This window comes from Iamia sp., from assembly GCF_035575815.1.
Classification (GTDB): Bacteria; Actinomycetota; Acidimicrobiia; order Acidimicrobiales; family Iamiaceae; genus Iamia.
This window is the reverse complement of the sequence record NZ_DATLXO010000148.1, coordinates 1-19,243: the sequence shown is the minus strand read 5'-3', so window position 1 is coordinate 19,243 and position 19,243 is coordinate 1. Positions and strand designations below refer to the sequence as shown.

Sequence of the window (19,243 nt, the reverse complement as noted above, 5' to 3'; positions counted from 1 at the left end):
GCCGGCCGGGCCCCGATCCCATCGGCTGCGAGGCCGAGCACCGCTTCACCGGGGTGCGACCTAGGTTCAGCGCAGTGTCCCGCGCCTCCTGTCCCCGCCGCCGCCGCCGGCGCGCCGCGACCCGGAGCTTCGGAACCGTCGCCGTGCTCCTCGTCGCCGGGTGCGGTCGACCGGCGGTGCTCGACGTCGAGCGCTCCGAGGCGCGGATCCGCGAGAGGTTGTCCGAGACCTACGACGTCGACGTCGCCGCCGTCACCTGCCCCGACGAGGTCGACGTGGAGGCGGGGGCGACGTTCACCTGCCGCGCTCGCGTCTCGGGATCCACGGTTGTGGTCGATGTCCGCCAGCGCGACGACGAGGGGGCCCTCGACGTGGCGCCCACCCGGGCCGTGCTGGTCGCCCGCCGGGTCGCGACCGACATCGCGGAGGTGCTGGCCGATCGCTTCGAGCGCGACGACGTTGCGGTGCGGTGCCCCGGTGACCCGGTGCGCATCGAGGAACCCGGTGCCACCTTCACCTGCACCGCGGTCGACGGTGAGGAGACCAAAGCGGTCGAGGTCAGGGTGCGCGACGTGCACGGCGCCCTCACCTACACGGTGCGGTAGCGGTCCGCCCCGGCCCGACCAGTTCGGACCGGAGGGTGAACTGGTCGGGGGATCGGGGGTGCCAGCACCCGAATGGGCTACCAGTTCGGGCCGGGGGGGTGAACTGGTCGGGGGATCGGATGAGCGTCGCGGCCGACGGGACGGTCGTTCGTCAGGTGGCGTCCGCGGTGAGGGCATCGGCGAGCGAGGCCTGGGTGCGGGCCCGGAGGGCGACACCGGCCCGCATGCGCTCCCGATGCTGGTCGACGGGCTTGGCGCCCTGGGCCACCGGGTGGTCGTCGAGGAAAGCCCCGACCCGGTCCGCCAGCTCCGCCCTGTTGATCGAGCGGATGCCCTCGAGCAAGCGAGCGATGCTGTTCGAGGGGAAGCGGTCGCCAATGGCGGCCCAGTGCTCCTCGATGAAGGCCCACACCCGGTCGGACTGGGTGCGGTTGCTGAGGGCGCGGCGGAGCACGAAGGGCGCGTCCTGGGTCCGCACGGCGTCGGTGAGGGTCGAGGCGAGGAAGGCGTCCATCTCCTCCGCGCCCGGGAAGTCGGCACGGGCGCCGAGGTAGCGGAGGCGTTCCTGGGGGGTCGAGGCGGCGGCGCTCCGGTCACCGAAGCGGGCGAAGGCCTCGGCGTCGCCGGTGGCGGCGATCACCCGCACCGACGCGTCGAGGAGGTCGGCGTCGACGGTCTCGCCGGCAGCCACCCGGTCGAGCAACCCGGCCGCCCGGCGGCGGATGTCACCATCCGCGCCGGTGGTGCCGAGGGCCCCGAAGAGCGCGGCCCGGCGCGCCGCGTCCCGAGCCGGTTCGCCAGCCACCGGCTCGGCACCGAGGCGCACCAGCGCCGGGGCCACTGCGGCTCGCACCCACGCCTGGAGGGCCGGCCGATGGGCGTCGTCGACGAGCCGGTCGAGCGCGGCGAGCACGCCCAGCACCCGCTGCCAGACCGACAGGTCGGTCTCGTCGGCGAAGGTTCGCACGAGGGCGAGGACCTCCTCGATCGACACCGTGGCCGCCAGCAGCGAGGCCCATGCGTCGTCGACGAGGCCATAGCGCTCGAGCGGTGTCAGCTCGGCCATCGCCGCGGTGAGGGCGCGCCGGCCCTCGGCGTCGTAGCGGACCCGGAAGAAGCCGCTCCCGCCGCTGTTGGCCAGCACCCAGGTCGCCGGGGCATCGAGGGCGATCTCGGTGCTGGCCCCGTCGAGCAGCACCCGCTCGGTCCGCTGGCCCGACGTCGCCGTGCCGGACTCGCCGTCGCCGACGGTGCCGGCGGTGTCGAGCTCGTCGTCGGCGCTGGCGCCCAGGGACCAGCGCACCAGCACCGGGACGGCCCACCGGGCGTCGTCGTCGGGCGCCGGCGAGGTGTCGGCGGCGTAGCGGAACCGGCGCTGGGACAGCCGCAGCGTTCCGCCCCCGCCGTCACCCGAGGCCTGCTCGATGCTGACCTCGGGGTGGCCGCCCTGGAAGATCCAGGAGTCCATGATGCGCCGCACCGGCTCGCCGGTCGCCTCCTCGAGGGCGTCCCACAGGTCGGTGGTCTCGGTGTTGGCGTGGGCGTGGCGCTCGATGTAGAGGCGGATGCCGGCGCGGAAGGCGTCCTCGCCCAGGTACTGCTCGAGCATCCGCACCACCGCCGCGCCCTTCTCGTAGGTGAGGACATCGAACATGCCCTCGGCGTCGGCCGGCGAGACGACCTCGAACTCGATGGGCCGGGTCGAGGCGAGCGCGTCGGTGTCGTAGGCCGCGGTGCGGGCGATGCCGAAGTCGGTCCAGCGGTCCCACTCGGGGCGGAACGCATCGGTGCATCGCATCTCCATGAACGTGGCGAAGGCCTCGTTCAGCCAGATGCCGTTCCACCACCGCATGGTCACCAGGTCCCCGAACCACATGTGGGCGATCTCGTGGTGGATCACGTCGGCCACCCGCTGGAGCTCGGACTGGGTGGCCCGCTCGGGGTCGACCAGCAAGAGCGCGTCGCGGAACGTGACGCAGCCCAGGTTCTCCATGGCGCCGAAGGCGAAGTCGGGCACGGCGACGAGGTCGAGCTTGTCGGCGGGGTACGCCCGGCCGAAGTACTCGGTGAAGTGGCGGAGAGCGAAGGCGCCCGACTCCAGGGCGAACACGGCCAGCGCCTCCTGGCCCTCTCGGTGAACCACCCTCAGGGGCACCCCGTCGACGTCGATCGGGTCGGTCGCCACCAGCGGGCCGACTACGAAGGCCACCAGGTAGGTGGACATGGACATCGAGTCGGCGAAGCGCACCCGGCGCCGCCCGTCACCGGTCGCCTCGGAGGAAACCTCGGCGGCGTTGCTCACCGCGAGCAGATCGCCGGGCACGTCGAGCGTGATCGAGAAGACGGCCTTCATCTCCGGCTCGTCCCAGCACGGGAACGCCCGCCGGGCGTCGGTGGCCTCGAACTGGGTGGTGGCGATGGTGTGGTCGGTGCCCGCCTCGTCGGAGAAGGTGGAGCGGTAGAAGCCCCGCAGCTTGTCGTTGAGGGTGCCGGCGAAGCGCAGGTGCACGGTGGCCGGGCCGGTGCGCAGCTCGCGCCCGAGGGTGAGGGTGGCCCGCTCCGTCTCGGCGTCGAGGGTGACGCTGGCGTCGTTGCGGTCGCCGTCGCGCTCGACCCACGCCTCGGCCACGGTGAGCTCGACGGCGTTGAGGACGATCCCGGTCACCGGCTCGGTCACGTCGACCTCGACGACCACCGACCCGGTGAAGGTCGCGGCGTCGAGGTCGGGCGTCAGAGCCAGCTCGTAGCGGCGGGGGAGGACCGTGCGGGGGAGGCGGTACGGGTCGGTGGCAGGCATCGGAAGCGACCCTACCGGCGACCTCCGGCCTGGTTCCGCAGGACAGGGCGTGGGCTAGACGACGGCCCCGGGGCCGTCGCCGGGCCCGTCAGCGGCATCGTCGTCGGTCTCGAGCCCGGGCTCGACGTCGACCGGCCCGGCCTCGCCCACGATGTTGGGGTCCTCCACGCCCACGCTGGTGTGGCGGGCCCGGTCGAGCGACGAGTCGTTGGGGTCCGGAGGATCGTCGTCGTCGGGTACGAGGTCCTCCGGCGTCGGGTCCTCGGGGGGCAGCTCGCCCGTCGGGGGGGCGACGGGGTCCGGGTCGTCGCGCGCCGGGTCGGCGGGCGCCGCGCCGTCGGGGGGCAGGTCGGCATCATCCATGTTCCGGTCCCTACCCGGTGAGGGCGGCCCAACCGGATCGCCGCGCCTCGGGCTCGCGCCTACCAGCCGCGATAGGTGGGGTTGCGGCGCTCGACGAAGGCGGCGATGCCCTCCTGGGCGTCCGCGGTGTGCAGCGCCAGCTCCTGGGCGAGGGCCTCGTCCGCGAAGGCGCCGGCCCGGTCGCTCTCCAGGGAGCGGTTCACCAGCGCCTTGGTCAGGGCGTGGGCGCGCGTCGGCCCGGCGGCCAGGCGGTCGGCCCACTCCTTGGCCGTGGCTTCAAGGTCCGTCGCGGGCACGACGCGGTTGACGAGGCCGATGCGCTCGGCGTCGGTGGCGGCCAGGGCGTCACCGAAGAACATCAGCTCCTTGGTGCGCTGCGGGCCGATGAGGCGCGGGAGCAGGTAGGCGCCGCCCCCGTCGGGGACGATGCCCCGGCGGGCGAACACCTCGATGAAGCGGGCGGAGTCGGCGGCCAGCACGAGGTCGCAGGCGAAGGCGAGGTGGGCCCCGATCCCCGCCGCGGTGCCGTTCACCGCGGCGATGACGGGCACCTCGCAGTCGAGCACCGCGGCCACCAGGCGTTGGGCCCCGTCGCGGATGGTGCGGGCGATGTCGCCCACGGCCCGCTCGGGCGCTCCCTCGGGACGGGGCGCGGTCGTCCGCGGGGCCCGGAGGTCGGCCCCGGTGCAGAAGGCGGTGCCGGTGGCGGTCAGCACGACGGCCCGCGTGGCCAGCTCGGCCGAGGCCCGGCCCAACAGGGCGATGATCCGGTCCCGCTGGTCGGGGGTGATGGCGTTGGCGACCTCGGGCCGGTTCAGGGTGATCCGCGCCACCCCATCCTCCGCCCGGTGCTGCACCTGATCGTCCAGCGGTCGTTCGTCGGCCATGGCCGCAGCGTAGGGGGGATCCCTGACGGCGCGTCAGATCCCCGAACGCGAGCATCAGCGCGGGCTGCGGGGCGGGGCGAGCAGGAGCCGCCGGGCCGCCACGAGGGCCACCACCCCGGCGACCGACCCGGCCCCGTGGCCCACGACCGGCAGGCCCTCGAGGGCGACGAGGGTGCAACCGGCAACGAACGCCACCACAGCAGATCCCGTGCGCCCCGCCGCGCCGCGCCGCGTGAGCACGGGGCGCAGGACCGGGCCCCGCAGCTCCACCCGGGCGAAGAGGGCGACGAGGGGAGCGGTGAACAGCACGAGCACCACGACCCAGACGGGGCGCAGCGCCCACCACGCCGCGGCGCCGGGCGCGGGGGTTGGGAACCACCCGAGGCGCAGGACGGTGACGACGGCGAGGCAGAGGGCCGAGAGGTGCCAGAGGAAGGCAGTGACGGCGATGCCGTTGGCGGCGATGACGATCCGCCAGGGCCCGGGACGTTCGAGGAGCACCTGGAGGCGGGGCCGGGCCAGGGCCAGCAGCCCGACCTGGAGCGCCCCCACCGCCACCAGGGCGAGGGTGGGCGGGCTGGTGTTCGACGCCTCCCCCGCCAGGCCCACCATGGCGACCGGGTAGCCGAACCGGGTGGTGAGCAGCACGAGGGCGGCCAGGCCGATGCCCGCCGTCGTCGCTGCCGATCGGCGGGGCGCGAGCGCCCCGGCGCGCCATGCCCAGCCCGCCTGGTGCGCGACCATCCAGACGAACGCGAAGTTGGCCCACCCGACCCAGGCCGCACCGGTACCCCGGGCGAGGACGTCGACCACCACCACCGGTGCCACCCACAGCGCCACTGCGCCGGTCCCGAGCCGACGGTGGAGGTGGTCGCACACCGGCGTGGCCGCCGTCAGCGCCAGGTGGACGGCGAGGAACCACAGCGGCATGCCCACCAGGCGCGCCGCGGTCTGCAGGGGCCGCTCGTCGACACCGCTGAGGGCGACGACCGCCAGGAGCGCGGTCCACGCCACCGCGAACCAGGTGACGGGTCCGACGACCCGCGCCACCCGGCTCGCCATCCAGGCGGACCACGACCCGCCCCGCCGGCGGCGGGCCGCCCACGAGGCGGCGTTGGCGCCTGGGGTGGCCCTGGGGGCCCGGATGGAAGCCGGGCCCCCATGCGGAGGATCTGCCCGGCGGGGTCCGGGACCGCCCACGCACCCCTCAGCGCCAAGGGATGGGCGTTGGCGCTGAGGGTCGCCGCGGATGGCGGCGGGCGAGGCCGCATAGGGTGCGCGCGTGTACGTCGAGTCGCCGCCGGGGCACCCGGCCGTGACCGTGGCCGCTCCCGCCAAGCTCACCCTGTCACTGCGCGTGGTCGGGGTGCGTCCGGACGGGTTCCACCTGATCGAGGCTGAGATGGTCAGCCTCGACCTGGCCGACACCCTGAGCTTCGGGCCGGGCGACGGCCTCGAGGTGACCGAGACCACCACCGGGCTCCGCGTGCCGGTCACCGACGACAACCTCGTGCGGCGGGCGCTGGCGGTGGTCGGCCGCACCGCCCACGTCCGGCTGGTGAAGCGCATCCCAGCCGGCGGCGGGCTGGGCGGCGGGTCGGCCGACGCCGCCGCGGTGCTGCGTTGGGCCGGGGTCGCCGACCTCGTGACGGCGGCTTCGGTCGGTGCCGACGTGCCGTTCTGCCTGCGGGGCGGCCGGGCCCGGGTCACCGGCATCGGGGAGGTGCTCGACCCGCTCCCGCCGGTGGAGGCGACCTACACCCTGGTGGTGCCGCCCTTCGGCTGCGCCACCCCCGCGGTCTACCGGGCGTGGGATGCGATGGGCGGCCCCACCGGGGCGGGACCCAACGACCTCGAGCCCGCCGCGCTGCGCGTCGAGCCCCGCCTGGCCGAGTGGCGCGACCGGCTGGGTCGGGCCACGGGTGAGACCCCGGTGCTGGCCGGCAGCGGCAGCACCTGGTTCGTCCCCGGTGCCCACCCCGGCGACGGCCGCATCATGGTGCGCGCCACCCCGCCGTTGCTCGTCTGAGAGGCCGCCGCCAGTCTGAGCCGAAACCGCCACCGTGAGCGGCCCGCAAGGCCAACCAGGGTGGCAGTTTCGACGGATCTCGCGCCGCCGAGGCCGATGGGTGCACCCGAGGACCACCGGTCAGAAGCTGCCCTCGCGGGTGAGGGTGTAGGGCTCGCCGGTGCGGTCCGAGCCGATGGGCCGCACGCGCACCTGCAGCTCGCCGGTGTCGCTGCGGCCGCACCGCTCGTCGATCGTGACGACCGCAGGTCGCCCCTCGGCGCTGATCTCGACGCCTTGGACCTGGTCGCCGCGGGTGACGTAGAGCTGCAGCTGCATCGGCTCCCGGTCGGGCTCGGGCTCCGGGGCGGTGAGGGTGATGGTCAGCTGCCCGCTGCAGTCGACGTCGAAGGCGTCGACGACCGGGAGCACGAAGCGGTCGATGTCGTCACGGGGCACGATCGTGCCCTGCGCCTCGGGCTCGTCCTCGGTCAACGGGGCCGGCTCGTCGAGGCCGTCGGGTTCGGCCTCGCAGCCGTTCCGGGCGACCTCGTCGTAGTCCTCGAAGCCCTCGAGGCACGCCTCGCCGTCGGTGTTGGGCGCCGGCTCCCGGGGACCGTCGGGCCCGCAGGGCCGGTAGGGCAGGGGTTCGCACGGGGGGACGGTCGGGAGCGGGACGGTTCGGAGCGCCTCGCCCGGCCCCCCCTCGTCGCCGCCGCCGGCGACCACGGCGATGGCCCCCGCGAGCAGCAGCAGGGCCACCACGCCGACGCCCGCGCCCACCAGCACCCGGTGGTTGCGGAGCACGGCCTCGCCCAGCCCTGTGAGCGCGCTGGTGCCGGCGGTGCCACCCCGCAGGCGGGCCGCAGACGCTCGCCGCGCCGGCTGGCGTTCGAGGGCCGAGGCCAGGACGGTGCGCAGGCCGGATGGGAGCTCGCGAGGCAGGCGCTCGATGCGACCCCGCGCGGCGCGGTGCATGAGCACGCGGGGGTCGGTGCCGGGGGGTCCGAAGGGGCCCTGACCGGTGAGGGCGTAGAGAAGGGTGGCGCCGAGCGAGAAGACGTCGGCCGCGGCGCTGGCCGGCTCCCCCCTCGCCTGCTCGGGAGCCATGAAGCCGGGTGTGCCGACCACCATCGACGTCGCCGTCAGGCCCGGCGTGTGGTCGCTGGCGTGGGCCACGCCGAAGTCGACCAGGCGGGGTTCACCGTCTGCGGTGAACAGCACGTTCTCGGGCTTGATGTCGCGGTGGACGACGCCCTGGCGGTGGGCGTTGGCCAGGGCGTCGAGCAGGCGGTCGCCGATCACCTCGACCGTGGCGGGATCGAGGGGTCCGTCGGCCACCACCCGGTCGTGGAGGCTGCCGCCGGCGAGGTGGGGCATGACCAGCACCAGGTCGTCGCCGTCGTCCACCAGGTCGAGGAGGCGCACGATGCCGGGGTGGTCGAGCGACCCCAACACCTCGGCCTCGCGTCGGATGCGGGCCCGGGCCCGGGCGATCTCCTGCGGGGTGCCGTGGAGCGACAGGCGCTTCAGGGCCACCCGGCCTCCATCGGCGCCGACGGCCAGGTCGACCACCCCCATGCCGCCTCGGCCGAGGCGGCGCACGACCCGGTAGCGCATCGCCCGCACCCTACGGGCGCGACTCCTCCGCGTCCGCGCGTGGGGAGGGGGTGGGAGCCAGGTAGGGTTCCCCTCGTGACGCAGACCACCGACGCCCCCGTGATCGCCGAAGCGCTGACCGTCATCGACCGGTCCTTGGCGCAGCTCGCCGCCCGTGAGCTGGTGTCGTCGGCCGAGATGTCGGACCTCCTGCTCGACCTCCGCCTCCTCCTGATGGCGGCCGACGCGCCCGTCGTCGAGGCCGGCGTGGGCGAGGGCTCTCCCGGCTGACCGGTCCGTCACGCTCAGCGCGGCCCGCAGTGCTGCCCCGCTGAGGGGCCCGATGGGGCGCCGGGCGGCGACGGGACGGCGATGATCAGCCCGGATCGGGCCCACGGTCTGTCGCGCTGAGGCGCCCGATGTGGCGCCGGGCCCCGACAGGACGGGAGGGTGCGTCGGTCGCGCCCCACCGCCGTGGCCGACGACCGGGCGCCGCCCCGCTCGATCAGGCCAGGGCCAAGAGCTGCTCGAACGAGGCCTCGATGCTCGTGCGTAGCAGCTCCGGCTCGGACACCGCGCCGGTGTCGACGTGGAGGCCCATGTCCAGGCTCCCGTCGACCGAGATGGTCGTGAGGTTCCAGGCCGTGCCGCCCAGCGGGCCGATGGGGTGGTTGCCCACGATGCGGGCCCCGGCGATGTAGAGCGGGAACGGGGCGCCGCGCACGTTGGACGTGGTGAAGTCGACCGTGGCCGTCTGGTGGCGCACCAGGCGGGTCAGCACCGGCGGGGGCAACAGGTTGCCGAGCCCGGCGACGGCACCGGCGAAGCCCACCGCCCGCTCCTCCTTGGTGACCCCGAGGCGCTCGCGGATGGCTCCGAAGCGGGCCCGCGGGTCCTCGTCGACGGGCACCCGCACCCGGGTGGGGGCGAAGGCGTTCCCGCCCGATGACCGGCCCGACGAGCTCGTCCGGGTGCTCACCGGCATCGCCATGCGCAGCTCGTCGACCGCGACGTCGAGCTGTCGATGGTAGGCACCGGCGCCACCGGCGGCGCCGGCGACGAAGAGGTCGTTGATGCTGCCGCCGAGGACGGTGGCCGCGGCCTTGGCCTCATCGAGGGGGAGGCGCAGCAGCTCGAGGTGGCGTCCGAGGGTGCGTTCTCGCCACAGCGGGGAGAGGGCCTCGCCGGTGACGCCGAGCTGGCGGGCCAGGGAGCGGGCGGTGGCCGCCGCGTCGGCCGGCAGGCTGGCCATGTGCCTCGGGTCGCGGAGGGCCGCGGCGCCCTCGACGGCCTGGCGCACCAGCCCGAGCGGGGTGCGGGTCAGTTCGGCCAGCGGGGCGACCAGGGCGTCTAGCCCCGTCGGGGTGGGTGCAGGCTCCTCCCCCGGTGGCGGCTCGGGGTCATCGAGGGGTCCCGGGTCGCGCGCGAAGTCGATGAACTGCACCGACATCCGCACCCCGCCCTCACCGTCGGTGATGGTGTGGTGCAGCTTCTGCACCATGGCGCCCCGGCCGTCGGTCAGGCCGTCGACGATGACGAACTCCCAGAGCGGCCGGTCCCGGTCGAACGGTGCGGCGGCGATCTCGGTGGCCAGGTCGAGCAGCTGGCGCTCGTCGCCGGGGGCGTCGAGGGTGACGTGGCGTACGTGGTGGTCGAGGTCGACATCGGGCTCGTCGACCCACGACGGGGCCGTCAGGCCGCTCCATCCGCCCTCGACGCGGCGTCGGAGGCGGGGGACGGCCACGAGAGCTCGGGCCATGCGGGTCCGGAAGACCTCGACGTCGGGAGGCTGGTCAAGGAGGGTGACGTTGGCGAACGTCGACGACAGGTGCGGGTCGCCGTCGAGGGTCCACATCAGGGCCTCGACGGCGGTCAGGTGTCGGTCGTCCACCACCGGAGCGTACGCCGCGACCGCGACCGGCACCGCCGGCCCGTGGCCGACCCGGCGGCCCAACGAGGGCGTTGTCCGGTGAGGCGAGGTCAGCTGCTCACGAAGCGGGGTGGCGGTGGACCTTGAGCCCGATGCCCTCTCAGACGACGTCGTCCGCTCACGGAACAGGGGTGGCTCAGTTGGAGATCGAGGTGCGCTTGAACTCGTTGAGGGCGGGGGCATCGCCGAGCAGGGCGACGACGCGGTCGATGCTGGCCCGGGCGTGGGCGCCGTCGTCGCCCGGGCGGTCCATCAGGCGCACGAAGGCGGCGGCGTCGTCGCGGATGAAGGTGGGGACGCCCCAGACGTCGTGCTCGCTCACCGCCCGCTCGTGCTCGGCTCGCACCGCGGTGAGCAGCGAGCCGTCGTCGACGGCGGCGAAGGCGGCATCGGCGTCCACGCCGCCATCCGCCAGGACCTTGCCCAGCACGGCGCGGTCGCGCAGGTCCCCGCCGTCGTCGTGGCGAGCCCGGAAGAGGGCCCCGTGCACGGCGAGGAACGCGTCGGGCGCGCTGTCGCGCACGTGCAGCCCGACCTGTAGGGCGAGCAGCCCGCTGTCGTCGTCGGGCCGGTCCCAGATCGGGGCTTGGTCGTCCTCGACGTGCACCTGACCCAGGGAGAAGGGCACGAAGCGCACATCCCAGTCGGCGCCGTCGGCCAGGCCGGCGAGCACGTGCTCGTGGGCGTTGCGGGCGAAGGGGCAGCGGTAGTCCCAGGTGACGGCGAAGGTTGTCATGTCCCCATCAACCGAGCCGGCGGGGACGTTCTTCCGTCGGGCGCGTCCCGGTCAGCGGCGCGACCAGAGGCGCCGGGCCAGGCGCCCGACCACCAGCCCGACGGCGGCCCCGCCGAGCACGTCACTGGCGTGGTGGATCTTCACGTGCACCCGGCTGGAGGCGACCAGCCCGGCCAGGCCGAACCAGGCGACCTTGCTGGCCCGGGAGTGGCCGTCGGTGAGGAGGGTCGCGGCGCAGAAGGCGGCACTGGCGTGACCGCTCGGGAAGCTCGTGGTCAGCGGTATGCGCAGGTGGTGCGGGCGCTCGAACTCGGGGAGGGGCCGCTGGCGCTTGAACAGCGACTTGAGAACGCCGTTGACCACGGTGGACTCGACGCCGAGCACCACCGAGAGGCGCACGGCCTCGGCGAGGTCGCGTTCCGAGCGCAGCCCTCTGGTGGCGCCGATCAAGTGCCAGAGCAAGCTGAAGTCGGCCAGCTCGGTGACCGAGTACATGAGCCGGTCGATCGCGGCGTGGCCCCGCAGCCGGTCGAACCGCGCGTCGACGGCGTCGTCGACGCCGGTGAGGCGCGACGTGACCCGCTGGGACCACTCGGGCGGTGGCCCGGTGGCGAGGTCCTCGACCACATCTCGCACGGCGTCGACCGCCAGGCCGTCCTCGGCGAGGCCCCCGATGCCCCCGAGGACGCCGCCGGGCTCGGAGGATGAGGGTTCGTCGCTGCCCTGCTCGGTCACGGCCATGGCCCGATGCTACGAGGCGGCTGCGGCGACACCGGATTCGATGGCCGCCCGCGACGGGTCGCCGCCGAACTGCGGGCACCACTGCTGGAACGAGCACCAGTTGCACAGCGGGCCGGGCTTGGGCCGGAAGTCGTCGCGCTCGCACGCCTGGGTGACTGCTTGCCAGATGGCCCCGACCCGGGTGCGCAGGGCGCGGGTGGACTGGTCGGTGGGCACCGAGGTGATGACGAGGGGTTCGCTCAGGTGGAGCAGCTGGACGCGAGCGGGGCGCCGGCCGAGGAGCTCCTCGCACAGCAGCGAGTAGAAGTGGACGCCGCCCATCTTGCCCTGCTCGTAGCGGTCGGTCGGCGCCCGGCCGGTCTTGTAGTCGGTGACGACCAGCTCGCCCTCGCCGTCGAGCTCGAGGCGGTCGATGATGCCGACGAGCTGGAGGTCTCCGACCGGCGCCTGGAGGCGCAGCTCGAGGCCGATGGGTCGGATGGTGCGCGGGTCCTCGAGCAGGAAGTAGTTGCGCACCAGGCGCTCGGCCTCGGCGAGGAACCTGGCCTCGTCGTCATCGGAGAGGGCGAGCTCGGCCAGCTCACCGTCGGGCTCGCGCATCGCCGCCGTGGCGTCGGCCAGGACGGTGATCGCGGCCTCGACCGTGCGCTCGGGCGGCTCGAGGCCGAAGAGGCGCTCGAGGGCGTTGTGCACGAGGGTGCCCTTGGCCATGGCCGGCGAGGTGGGCTCGGGGATGCGGTCGATCGCCGAGAAACGGAAAGCGAGAGCGCAATCCTTGAACGACGTGACCTTGGACGGGGAGAGGGTGACGGGGACCGGGAGGGCCATGACCGGACTGTACGCCGGGGGTACGACACCGGGGCCGGCCCGGCGCGTCGTCCCTGGTGGGACGGCCCGGCGATTCAGCCGGGGGAGACGGTGCGGCGGACCGAACCGGGGGCCACGGCGGCGAGCCCGTCGAGGGCACCCGCAGCGACGCTGATGACCAGCCGGCTCAGGCGGTCGGGGCGATCACCGCGGGTCCGTCGGTCAGAGGCCTCCCGATCAGGCGGGGTGGGACGCGCGTGGCGGGAGGGCAGGGCTGCTCGCGCTCGGTCACCAGGAAGGCATCCACGTAGGGCACCCACGCCACCTCGGCGGCCAGCGCCGAGCGGGTCACCGAGGCCAGCCGGGCGAGGGCCCGGGGCGCCGCCTCCGATCCGTCGTCGAGGGCGACGACGTGGGCGCCGGTGGGCCCGAGGACGAACCAGGCGGCCCCGACGGCGCGCACCACGAACCCGGCCGGGAGCTGGTCGAGGATGCGGTCGAGGTCCTCAGGATCCTGGTGGCGTGGCCATCCCATCACCGCGTCCATCGGACGGGCCGAACGGATCATGAGGAGGAGGACCTCGCCGGAGGGCGCTCGACCGACAGGATCCCAGCCGAGTGCGTTCGGCCCCACGGCAGGGTCATGGGGCACCGCTACCGTGGCCCGATCGAGTCGTCACCCCCACCGTCACCCTCACCCTCACCGTCGCCCGATGCCGACGAGGAGTCCGTCCGCGTCATCGTCGAGCGTTTCTACGCCGCCTTCGAGGGGCGCGACCTCGATCTCATGTCCGACGTCTGGGTCCACGACGACACGGTGGTGTGCACCCACCCGGGCTGGGCGAGCCTCCACGGATGGGCGGCGGTCTCGGCGTCGTGGTTCGCCATCTTCGAGCAGTCCGCACCGATGCAGGTGTTCGTGACCGACGAGCGGGTGCGCGTCGAGGGTGACCTGGCCTGGGTCTCACTCGACGAGAACCTGCTGGGGGCGGGCGGCGACGAGGCCGGCACGACGGTGTCAGCCCTCAAGGTCCTCCAGCGCACCGGCGACGGGTGGCGCCTGGTGGCCCACCACGGCTCGGTCGTCGTAGGCCGCCCGGAGTAGGGGCGCCTCCGGCGCCGCCCGCCTCTCGGAGCGCGTTGTGGGGCCCGGGCTCGTCAGCCCGCCACGACGCGGCGGATCGTTGATGCCGCGAACCCGTCCGCGGGTCCGGCCCGCCGCCGGCGGCGGATCAGCAGGGGGAGCCGGGACCGCTCACGTAGGATCACGGCGATGCAGGACGGGCTGACCGACACCGAGGAACCCGCGCCGGGGCCCGTTCCCCTCGACGCGGATCCCGCCGTCCCCGTCGACGGGCGCACGGCGCGCGCCCAACGCACCCGCGACGCCATCGTCGAGGCCTGCGTGGCCCTCGTCTCCGCCGGCGACGTCCGTCCCACCGCACCCCGCATCGCCGAGGAGGCGGGGGTCTCGGTCCGCTCGGTCTTCCAGCACTTCGACGACCTCGAGACCCTCTTCACCATGGTCGCCGAGCGGGCGATCGTCGACATCGCTCAGCTGGTGCGCCCGGTCGATCCGATGCTGCCCTTCGACCGACGGCTCGAGGAGTTCGTGGCCCAGCGGGCCAGCGTGCTCGAGGCCCTCACCCCGATCCGCCGGGCCGCCGCGGTCCACGCGCCGGTCTCGCCCGCCATCCGCGAGCGGGTCAAGGCCGGTCACGGCTTCTTCCGGGCCCAGCTGGCCGCCGTGTTCGAACGGGAGCTGGTCGTGGTGGCCGACGACCGGCGCGAGCAGGTGCTCGACATGCTCGACGTGACCGCCACCTGGTCATCATGGGACGTGCTCCGCACCCTCGACGGTCGCAGCCCGGCCGAGGCTGCCGCGGTGATGGCCGCGCTGCTGCGCCTCGTTCTGGGAATGGGCAAAGCGCCGCCATGATGGGCTCAGGAGACCCACCAGGGTGGCAGTTCGGTTGGTCGGGGTCGCGGTCGTGACGCCGACCCTCCGCGGTCCCCGTGCCGCCGCAGCCTGGGCCGTCGAGGCGGCGCTCACACTGCCGGCCGCGTTGCGCAGCACGGTCCCGGGCGCACCGGTGCCCGCCGCGCTCCGGGAAGACGTGCTGGTCGCCGTCGCCCACGCGCACGGGGCCTCGGCCATGGCCTGGGTGCACGAGGGGTGGCGGTCGTTCGCGGGTCGGGTGCCCGACGGCGACGTCCGCCTCGCCCTCGCCGCCCATGCCCGAGCCGTAGCGGCGGCCGGTCACCCCGTAGCCCACGCCGCCCTCGAAGGCGTCCTGCCACCCTCGGCGGTGCGGGGGGTGCGGGCCGTTGCGGTACGGGGCCGGGTCGAGGCCGAGGTCGAGGCCCGAACCCGGAGGGTCATCGCCGCGGTGCTCACCGGTCGCCTCTCGCCGGGGACGGTCGTCGACCTGCCCCTGGCCGCGCTGGGCGTGGCCGCCGCGGCACCGGCGCTCGTGACCGGGGCGGTCCTCGGCGCTCTCGCTCGCCTGGCGCCGCCGGTGCCGGAGGTCGAAGGGGCCGACGACCCGGCCGTGGGGTTGCTCGGGGCCCTCGCTGCTGAGGCCGTCCCGGTGCTGCTGGGCAACGCTGCGGTGCGGGCCGTGGTGCTCGGCTCGCCGACCGTCCTGTCCATCGGCCTGCGCTCGGGGGCCAGCACGGCGACGGTCCGGGTCGGACGGGGCCGGGCCGAGGTCGTCGACGGCATGGACGCCGATGTCCTCGTCGTGCTGCAGGGCGACGTCGAGCCCCTCGTCCGCCTGGCCGCCGGGGTCGTGCTGCGCGAAGCCATCGAGACCGTCCCCCACCCCTGACCGGCGCGCTGCCCCGCGGGCTTCGGAGCCGTGTCGGCAGCCCGGGCGGTCGGGGGGTTGAGCGCCTCCCCGCTGGTCACCCGACGTCGACCGCCGCGTCACCAGGAGGGCCGGCACGGTTCACCGGGGGTCGGTAGCGTCCCGCGCATGCGCACGCCTCCCGCGTTCCTGCCCGACGCCGAGGAGGTCGAGGCCGTGGTCGGCGCCCTGCTCGACCGCGCTCTCGCCCCCATCGTCGACCTGGTGGTCATCGCCGATGACGAGGGCTACGAGGCTCGGGCCGTCGACGGGCGGGTCCGTTTCACCCGGGCCGACGACGGGGCCGGGTGGGCCTTCACCGAGACCCTCGTGGAGGGCCGCAACCCGCTCGGCGACCAGGCGACCGACCGCTTCAGCCCGCTGGCCGACGAGCGGGCCGTGCCCTGGCCCACCCGGGACCGCACCAGCTACCCGTTCGCCTACGAGATGGTCGCCCAGGTGTTCGACCACCCGGCCGCGCCCGACGTGATCTGCCAGCACACCGCGGCCCACAACTGGGAGGACCACGGCGGCGAGCGGGGCGAGCACGGCTCGATGGGCGTGGTCCAGGCCCGGGCCCCGTTCGTGATCGCCGGGGCCGGCGTGAAGGCCCACGGCATCCTGTCCCGGGCCTGCCGGCTGGTCGACGTGGCCCCCACCGTCCTCGCCCTGATGGGTGGGGCGCCGCACCCCGAGGGGGTCGGGCTCAACGGGCGGCGGCGGGACGATGCCCTGCTGCAGCGTCAGGACGGCGAGGCGCAGGTCGACCTCATCGACGGGCGGGAGGCGCCGCCCGACCACGTGGTCGGTTTCCTGATGGACGGCTGCAACGCCAACGTCCTCTACGACATGGCGGCGCGGGGCGAAGCGCCCAACGTGGCCCGGCTCATGGCCATGGGCACGACGATGGGTCACGGTGCGTTCTCCTCGGCCCCCACCGTGACCCTGCCGAACCACACCACGATTCTCACCGGCGCCCACCCCGGCCACCACGGGGTGCTCAACAACGCGTGGTGGGACCGGGCCACCGGCGAGCAGGTCATCACCAACTCTCCGGCCACCTGGCCATGGGCCATGGGTGCGCTCCGCGGTGACGTCGAGACGCTGTACGAGGCGGTGCGGCGCACCTGGCCGGACTCCTTCACCCTGGCCGCCAACGAGCCGTGCGACCGGGGGGCGGACTTCGGCACCTTCGACATCCTCCGGGCCGGGGGGCGGCCCGAGCGGCCGCCCGGGGCCGACGACCTGCCGTTCGCCACCGAGCGCTTCGTCCGACCCGAGAAGAAGTACCGCACGGCGTCGCGCATCGACCACACCGGCCTCGAGCTCACCCTCGGCGTCTGGGGCGACGGCTACCAGGGCATTGGCTACCCCCGGCCCCGCTTCACCTGGGTCAACACGTCGCTCACCGACGCGGCCATGCACCAGGGCGGCCCGTACTCCGACATCGCCGCCGCCGCGGTGCGCGACACCGACGCCCGCATCGGGGAGGTGCTGGCTGCCGTCGAGCGCTCGGGCGCCTTCGACCGCACCGCGTTCTTCCTCGTCGCCGACCACGGCATGGAGGACTCCAACCCGGAGGTGACCGGCGACTGGGGCGAGGCTCTCGCCGCCACCGGCGTCCCCCTCCGCGACGAGGCCTACACGTGGATCTACACCGGCGTCCCCTGACTGCGGCCAGAGGCGCCATCACCCAACCTTGGACGCTCGACCCGCCGACGAGCGTTCAGGGGTCCAAAGATGCGGGGTCAGAGGGGGAGGGGGAGGGCGACGCCGTCGCGGCGGGGGTCGCCGGCGGCGCCCACGCCGGGCACGACGAGGTGGGCCCCGCCGAAGTAGATGCTGCGCTCGGACCAACCGTTGAGCGGACCGATCCCGGCCAGGGCCTCGAGGGCGTCGCGAGGAAGCCCGGGCTCGAGCTCGACGTGGTCGACGTCCCAGTGGACCCGGGGTGCGTCGACCGCGTCTCGGGGTGACAGCCCGTGGACCACCACGTTGAGGAGGACCTGGATCACCGCGGCCCGGATGCGCTTGCTGCCGCCGCTGCCCACGACGGCTTCGGTGCCGCCGTCGGCACCGACCACGATGGTCGGTGACATCATGGAGGCGACGCGCAGCCCGGGCGGGGCCGCGTGGAAGCCGTCGGGGTGCAAGTCGTCCTCGCCGAGCACGTTGTTGGCCAGGATGCCGGTGCCGGGGATGACGTCGCCCGAGCACTCGCCGTTCGACGTCGTCATGGACGCGGCCCCGCCCTCGCCGTCCCACACGCTCACGTGCGTGGTGCCCCGGCTGCTGTGAGGGCGACCGGCGCCGTCGAGGATCGCCCGACGGTGGCGGTCGACGTCGGCCGCGGCGGCCACCACGGTTGCGGGCCAGCGAGGGTCACCCGCCGGGAGGTCGACCCGGTCGAGGCGGCGCAGGGCGGCGGCGATCAGCGTGCCGCCGAACGACGGCGCCGGGTTGGTCAGCACCCGTCGACCCCGCCAGGCGACTTCCAGAGGAGCCCGCTCGACGACCTCGTAGGCCGCCAGGTCGGCCGCCGTCACCAGCCCGTCGGTGCCGGTCACCGAGAGCAGGGCGTCGGCCAGGGTGCCGCCGGAGAAGCGGAGGTCAGCGCCGGCGCCCAGGTCAGCCAGGAACGAGGCCAGATCAGGGTTGCGGAACACCTCGCCCGCGCCCAGCAGGCGGCCCCGGGGGGCGAAGAGCGCTCGCCCGTCGGACGTCCGCAGCAGGATCGGCTCGAGCAGGGCGGCGATGCCGGCCTGGCGGGGCAGCAGGACGACCCCTCGAGCGCCTAGCCGGGCGGCGGGGGCGACGACGGCGGCGAGAGGCAGGCGTCCGAGGCGGGCGTGGAGGTGGAGGTAGCCGGACAGGCAGCCGGGCACCGCGATCGACCCCGGACCGCAGTGGAACGCCTGGGTGGCGGCCTCGAAGCGCACCTGCACCTCGTCGAAGCGGGGCACCGGCACGGTGCTCCGCCCCCGCCCCGGCGTGTCGACGAAGAAGTCGACGACGACCTCCTCACCGTCGGCGGCACGCCCGACGCAGAAGCCGCCCCCGGCCAGGCTGGTCAGGCACGGCTCGGCCACCGCGGCGGCGAAGCCGGCGGCCACCACCGCGTCGAACGCGTTGCCCCCGGCGCCGAGGACCTCCCAGGCCGCATCCACCACCGCCGGGTGGCCGGCGGCGACCATCGCCGTCGACCGGTCGGCGCCGGAGGTCGGCGGGGCCGATGCGGTCGCGGGCGACACGCCGGGTTCCTACCACTTCTCGCGCGCGCATGGCCCATGTCAACCGTTGCGATCGACGTCGGCCCGACGGATCAGTGGTGGGTGGTCGGCGGGCCGCGACAGCTCACCGGACACCGGGCGTTGCGGGGACGGGCACGACCTACGCTGCGGCCATGGCCCCGTCCTCCGTCCCGGCTCCTGCGGAGCGCCCGACCGAGGAGGCCGAGCCGACAGCGAGCGACGGCGAGCGGCTAGCCCCGGCCATGGCCGTCGGGCTCGTCGCCATCGGGATCGTGCACTTCGTGGCGCCGACCGGCTTCGAGCGCATCGTGCCCCGGGCGCTCGGCCACGCCCGGCTGCTCGTCTACCTGAGCGGGGTGGCCGAGATCGTCAGCGGCCTGATGATCGCCGTGCCCCGCACCCGTCGCACCGGCGCCCTGTTCGCGGCGGCCACGATCGTTGCCGTGTACCCCGGCAACTGGCAGATGGCCCTCGACGCCGGCTTCCCGCCCCGCGACGCGTTCAGCTGGGGCGCCTGGCTGCGGCTGCCGTTGCAGGTGCCCATGGTGTGGATCGCGCTACGGGTCGCCCGGCGGGCGCAGGGCTGACCGCCGGGCTCAGGGGTGACGGCGGGCGCAGGGTTGACCGACGGGCCCGGCCTCGCGCCGGACGCCCCGCCGGAGGGCGGCCC

General features: G+C 74.7%; 19 protein-coding genes. 8 read left to right on the top strand and 11 right to left on the bottom strand.

Annotated features, from left to right (window positions below):
• Positions 1-74: 74 nt before the first annotated feature.
• Positions 75-605: a DUF4333 domain-containing protein gene (locus VNL12_RS15705; protein ID WP_325595886.1), complete on the top strand. Its 531-nt coding sequence runs from the start codon at positions 75-77 to the stop codon at positions 603-605.
• Between the two features lie 151 nt (positions 606-756).
• Here VNL12_RS15705 and VNL12_RS15700 read toward each other — a convergent pair whose 3' ends face one another.
• Genes VNL12_RS15700 through VNL12_RS15685 form a run of 4 tightly spaced genes read right to left on the bottom strand, consistent with a single transcriptional unit; the run spans position 757 to position 5,702 of the window.
• Positions 757-3,402 (bottom strand): M1 family metallopeptidase, encoded by a 2,646-nt coding sequence (locus VNL12_RS15700; RefSeq protein ID WP_325595885.1) that lies wholly within the window; start codon positions 3,400-3,402, stop codon positions 757-759.
• 54 nt (positions 3,403-3,456) lie between these two features.
• Entirely contained in the window at positions 3,457-3,765 is a 309-nt protein-coding gene (locus tag VNL12_RS15695) for a hypothetical protein (protein WP_325595884.1), read from the bottom strand.
• 59 nt (positions 3,766-3,824) lie between these two features.
• Complete coding sequence (locus VNL12_RS15690; RefSeq protein ID WP_325595883.1) at positions 3,825-4,652, bottom strand: enoyl-CoA hydratase/isomerase family protein; 828 nt, start codon at positions 4,650-4,652, stop codon at positions 3,825-3,827.
• A gap of 54 nt (positions 4,653-4,706) precedes the next feature.
• On the bottom strand, positions 4,707-5,702 hold the full coding sequence (locus tag VNL12_RS15685) for a hypothetical protein (RefSeq protein WP_325595882.1): 996 nt from the start codon (positions 5,700-5,702) through the stop codon (positions 4,707-4,709).
• A 232-nt stretch (positions 5,703-5,934) separates the two neighbouring features.
• Between VNL12_RS15685 and VNL12_RS15680 the strand changes: the two genes are divergently transcribed.
• Positions 5,935-6,681, top strand: a complete 747-nt coding sequence (locus VNL12_RS15680) for a 4-(cytidine 5'-diphospho)-2-C-methyl-D-erythritol kinase (RefSeq protein WP_325595881.1) — start codon at positions 5,935-5,937, stop codon at positions 6,679-6,681.
• 120 nt (positions 6,682-6,801) lie between these two features.
• On the opposite strand, the gene VNL12_RS15675 is transcribed toward VNL12_RS15680, so the two are convergent.
• Positions 6,802-8,280: a serine/threonine-protein kinase gene (locus tag VNL12_RS15675; RefSeq protein WP_325595880.1), complete on the bottom strand. Its 1,479-nt coding sequence runs from the start codon at positions 8,278-8,280 to the stop codon at positions 6,802-6,804.
• Positions 8,281-8,355: 75 nt separating this feature from the next.
• Between VNL12_RS15675 and VNL12_RS15670 the strand changes: the two genes are divergently transcribed.
• Positions 8,356-8,550 (top strand): hypothetical protein, encoded by a 195-nt coding sequence (locus tag VNL12_RS15670; protein WP_325595879.1) that lies wholly within the window; start codon positions 8,356-8,358, stop codon positions 8,548-8,550.
• Between the two features lie 214 nt (positions 8,551-8,764).
• On the opposite strand, the gene VNL12_RS15665 is transcribed toward VNL12_RS15670, so the two are convergent.
• The 5 genes from VNL12_RS15665 to VNL12_RS15645 form a co-directional block, all read right to left on the bottom strand.
• Complete coding sequence (locus tag VNL12_RS15665) at positions 8,765-10,150, bottom strand: wax ester/triacylglycerol synthase domain-containing protein (RefSeq protein WP_325595878.1); 1,386 nt, start codon at positions 10,148-10,150, stop codon at positions 8,765-8,767.
• Positions 10,151-10,325: 175 nt separating this feature from the next.
• On the bottom strand, positions 10,326-10,925 hold the full coding sequence (locus tag VNL12_RS15660) for a DsbA family protein (RefSeq protein WP_325595877.1): 600 nt from the start codon (positions 10,923-10,925) through the stop codon (positions 10,326-10,328).
• Positions 10,926-10,976: 51 nt separating this feature from the next.
• On the bottom strand, positions 10,977-11,666 hold the full coding sequence (locus VNL12_RS15655) for a phosphatase PAP2 family protein (protein WP_325595876.1): 690 nt from the start codon (positions 11,664-11,666) through the stop codon (positions 10,977-10,979).
• Between the two features lie 9 nt (positions 11,667-11,675).
• Positions 11,676-12,494 (bottom strand): PD-(D/E)XK nuclease family protein, encoded by an 819-nt coding sequence (locus VNL12_RS15650; RefSeq protein ID WP_325595875.1) that lies wholly within the window; start codon positions 12,492-12,494, stop codon positions 11,676-11,678.
• A 166-nt stretch (positions 12,495-12,660) separates the two neighbouring features.
• On the bottom strand, positions 12,661-13,011 hold the full coding sequence (locus VNL12_RS15645; protein WP_325595874.1) for a hypothetical protein: 351 nt from the start codon (positions 13,009-13,011) through the stop codon (positions 12,661-12,663).
• 105 nt (positions 13,012-13,116) lie between these two features.
• Between VNL12_RS15645 and VNL12_RS15640 the strand changes: the two genes are divergently transcribed.
• The 4 genes from VNL12_RS15640 to VNL12_RS15625 all read left to right on the top strand — a co-directional run bounded on the left by VNL12_RS15640 (position 13,117) and on the right by VNL12_RS15625 (position 16,993).
• Positions 13,117-13,578, top strand: coding sequence for a nuclear transport factor 2 family protein (locus tag VNL12_RS15640; protein WP_325595873.1), 462 nt, complete (start codon positions 13,117-13,119; stop codon positions 13,576-13,578).
• A 168-nt stretch (positions 13,579-13,746) separates the two neighbouring features.
• The gene (locus VNL12_RS15635; RefSeq protein WP_325595872.1) at positions 13,747-14,412 is read left to right on the top strand and encodes a TetR/AcrR family transcriptional regulator; all 666 of its coding nucleotides are present in this window, start codon (positions 13,747-13,749) and stop codon (positions 14,410-14,412) included.
• 52 nt (positions 14,413-14,464) lie between these two features.
• A complete protein-coding gene (locus VNL12_RS15630) occupies positions 14,465-15,304 on the top strand; it encodes a hypothetical protein (protein WP_325595871.1) in 840 nt (279 codons plus the stop codon).
• A gap of 147 nt (positions 15,305-15,451) precedes the next feature.
• Entirely contained in the window at positions 15,452-16,993 is a 1,542-nt protein-coding gene (locus VNL12_RS15625; RefSeq protein WP_325595870.1) for an alkaline phosphatase family protein, read from the top strand.
• A gap of 77 nt (positions 16,994-17,070) precedes the next feature.
• Here the strand turns inward: VNL12_RS15625 and VNL12_RS15620 are convergent, their stop codons facing one another.
• On the bottom strand, positions 17,071-18,573 hold the full coding sequence (locus VNL12_RS15620) for a gamma-glutamyltransferase (RefSeq protein WP_325595869.1): 1,503 nt from the start codon (positions 18,571-18,573) through the stop codon (positions 17,071-17,073).
• Positions 18,574-18,725: 152 nt separating this feature from the next.
• Between VNL12_RS15620 and VNL12_RS15615 the strand changes: the two genes are divergently transcribed.
• On the top strand, positions 18,726-19,160 hold the full coding sequence (locus VNL12_RS15615; RefSeq protein WP_325595868.1) for a hypothetical protein: 435 nt from the start codon (positions 18,726-18,728) through the stop codon (positions 19,158-19,160).
• Positions 19,161-19,243 lie beyond the last annotated feature (83 nt).

Excerpts from the sequence above, each read along its gene's own strand:
- VNL12_RS15640 (WP_325595873.1), top strand. The coding sequence starts at position 13,117 with ATGGGGCACCGCTACCGTGGCCCGATCGAGTCGTCACCCCCACCGTCA.
- VNL12_RS15615 (WP_325595868.1), top strand. The coding sequence starts at position 18,726 with ATGGCCCCGTCCTCCGTCCCGGCTCCTGCGGAGCGCCCGACCGAGGAG.
- VNL12_RS15660 (WP_325595877.1), bottom strand. The coding sequence starts at position 10,925 with ATGACAACCTTCGCCGTCACCTGGGACTACCGCTGCCCCTTCGCCCGC.
- VNL12_RS15635 (WP_325595872.1), top strand. The coding sequence starts at position 13,747 with ATGCAGGACGGGCTGACCGACACCGAGGAACCCGCGCCGGGGCCCGTT.
- VNL12_RS15675 (WP_325595880.1), bottom strand. The coding sequence starts at position 8,280 with ATGCGCTACCGGGTCGTGCGCCGCCTCGGCCGAGGCGGCATGGGGGTG.
- VNL12_RS15695 (WP_325595884.1), bottom strand. The coding sequence starts at position 3,765 with ATGGATGATGCCGACCTGCCCCCCGACGGCGCGGCGCCCGCCGACCCG.
- VNL12_RS15625 (WP_325595870.1), top strand. The coding sequence starts at position 15,452 with ATGCGCACGCCTCCCGCGTTCCTGCCCGACGCCGAGGAGGTCGAGGCC.
- VNL12_RS15690 (WP_325595883.1), bottom strand. The coding sequence starts at position 4,652 with ATGGCCGACGAACGACCGCTGGACGATCAGGTGCAGCACCGGGCGGAG.
- VNL12_RS15650 (WP_325595875.1), bottom strand. The coding sequence starts at position 12,494 with ATGGCCCTCCCGGTCCCCGTCACCCTCTCCCCGTCCAAGGTCACGTCG.
- VNL12_RS15700 (WP_325595885.1), bottom strand. The coding sequence starts at position 3,402 with ATGCCTGCCACCGACCCGTACCGCCTCCCCCGCACGGTCCTCCCCCGC.
- VNL12_RS15655 (WP_325595876.1), bottom strand. The coding sequence starts at position 11,666 with ATGGCCGTGACCGAGCAGGGCAGCGACGAACCCTCATCCTCCGAGCCC.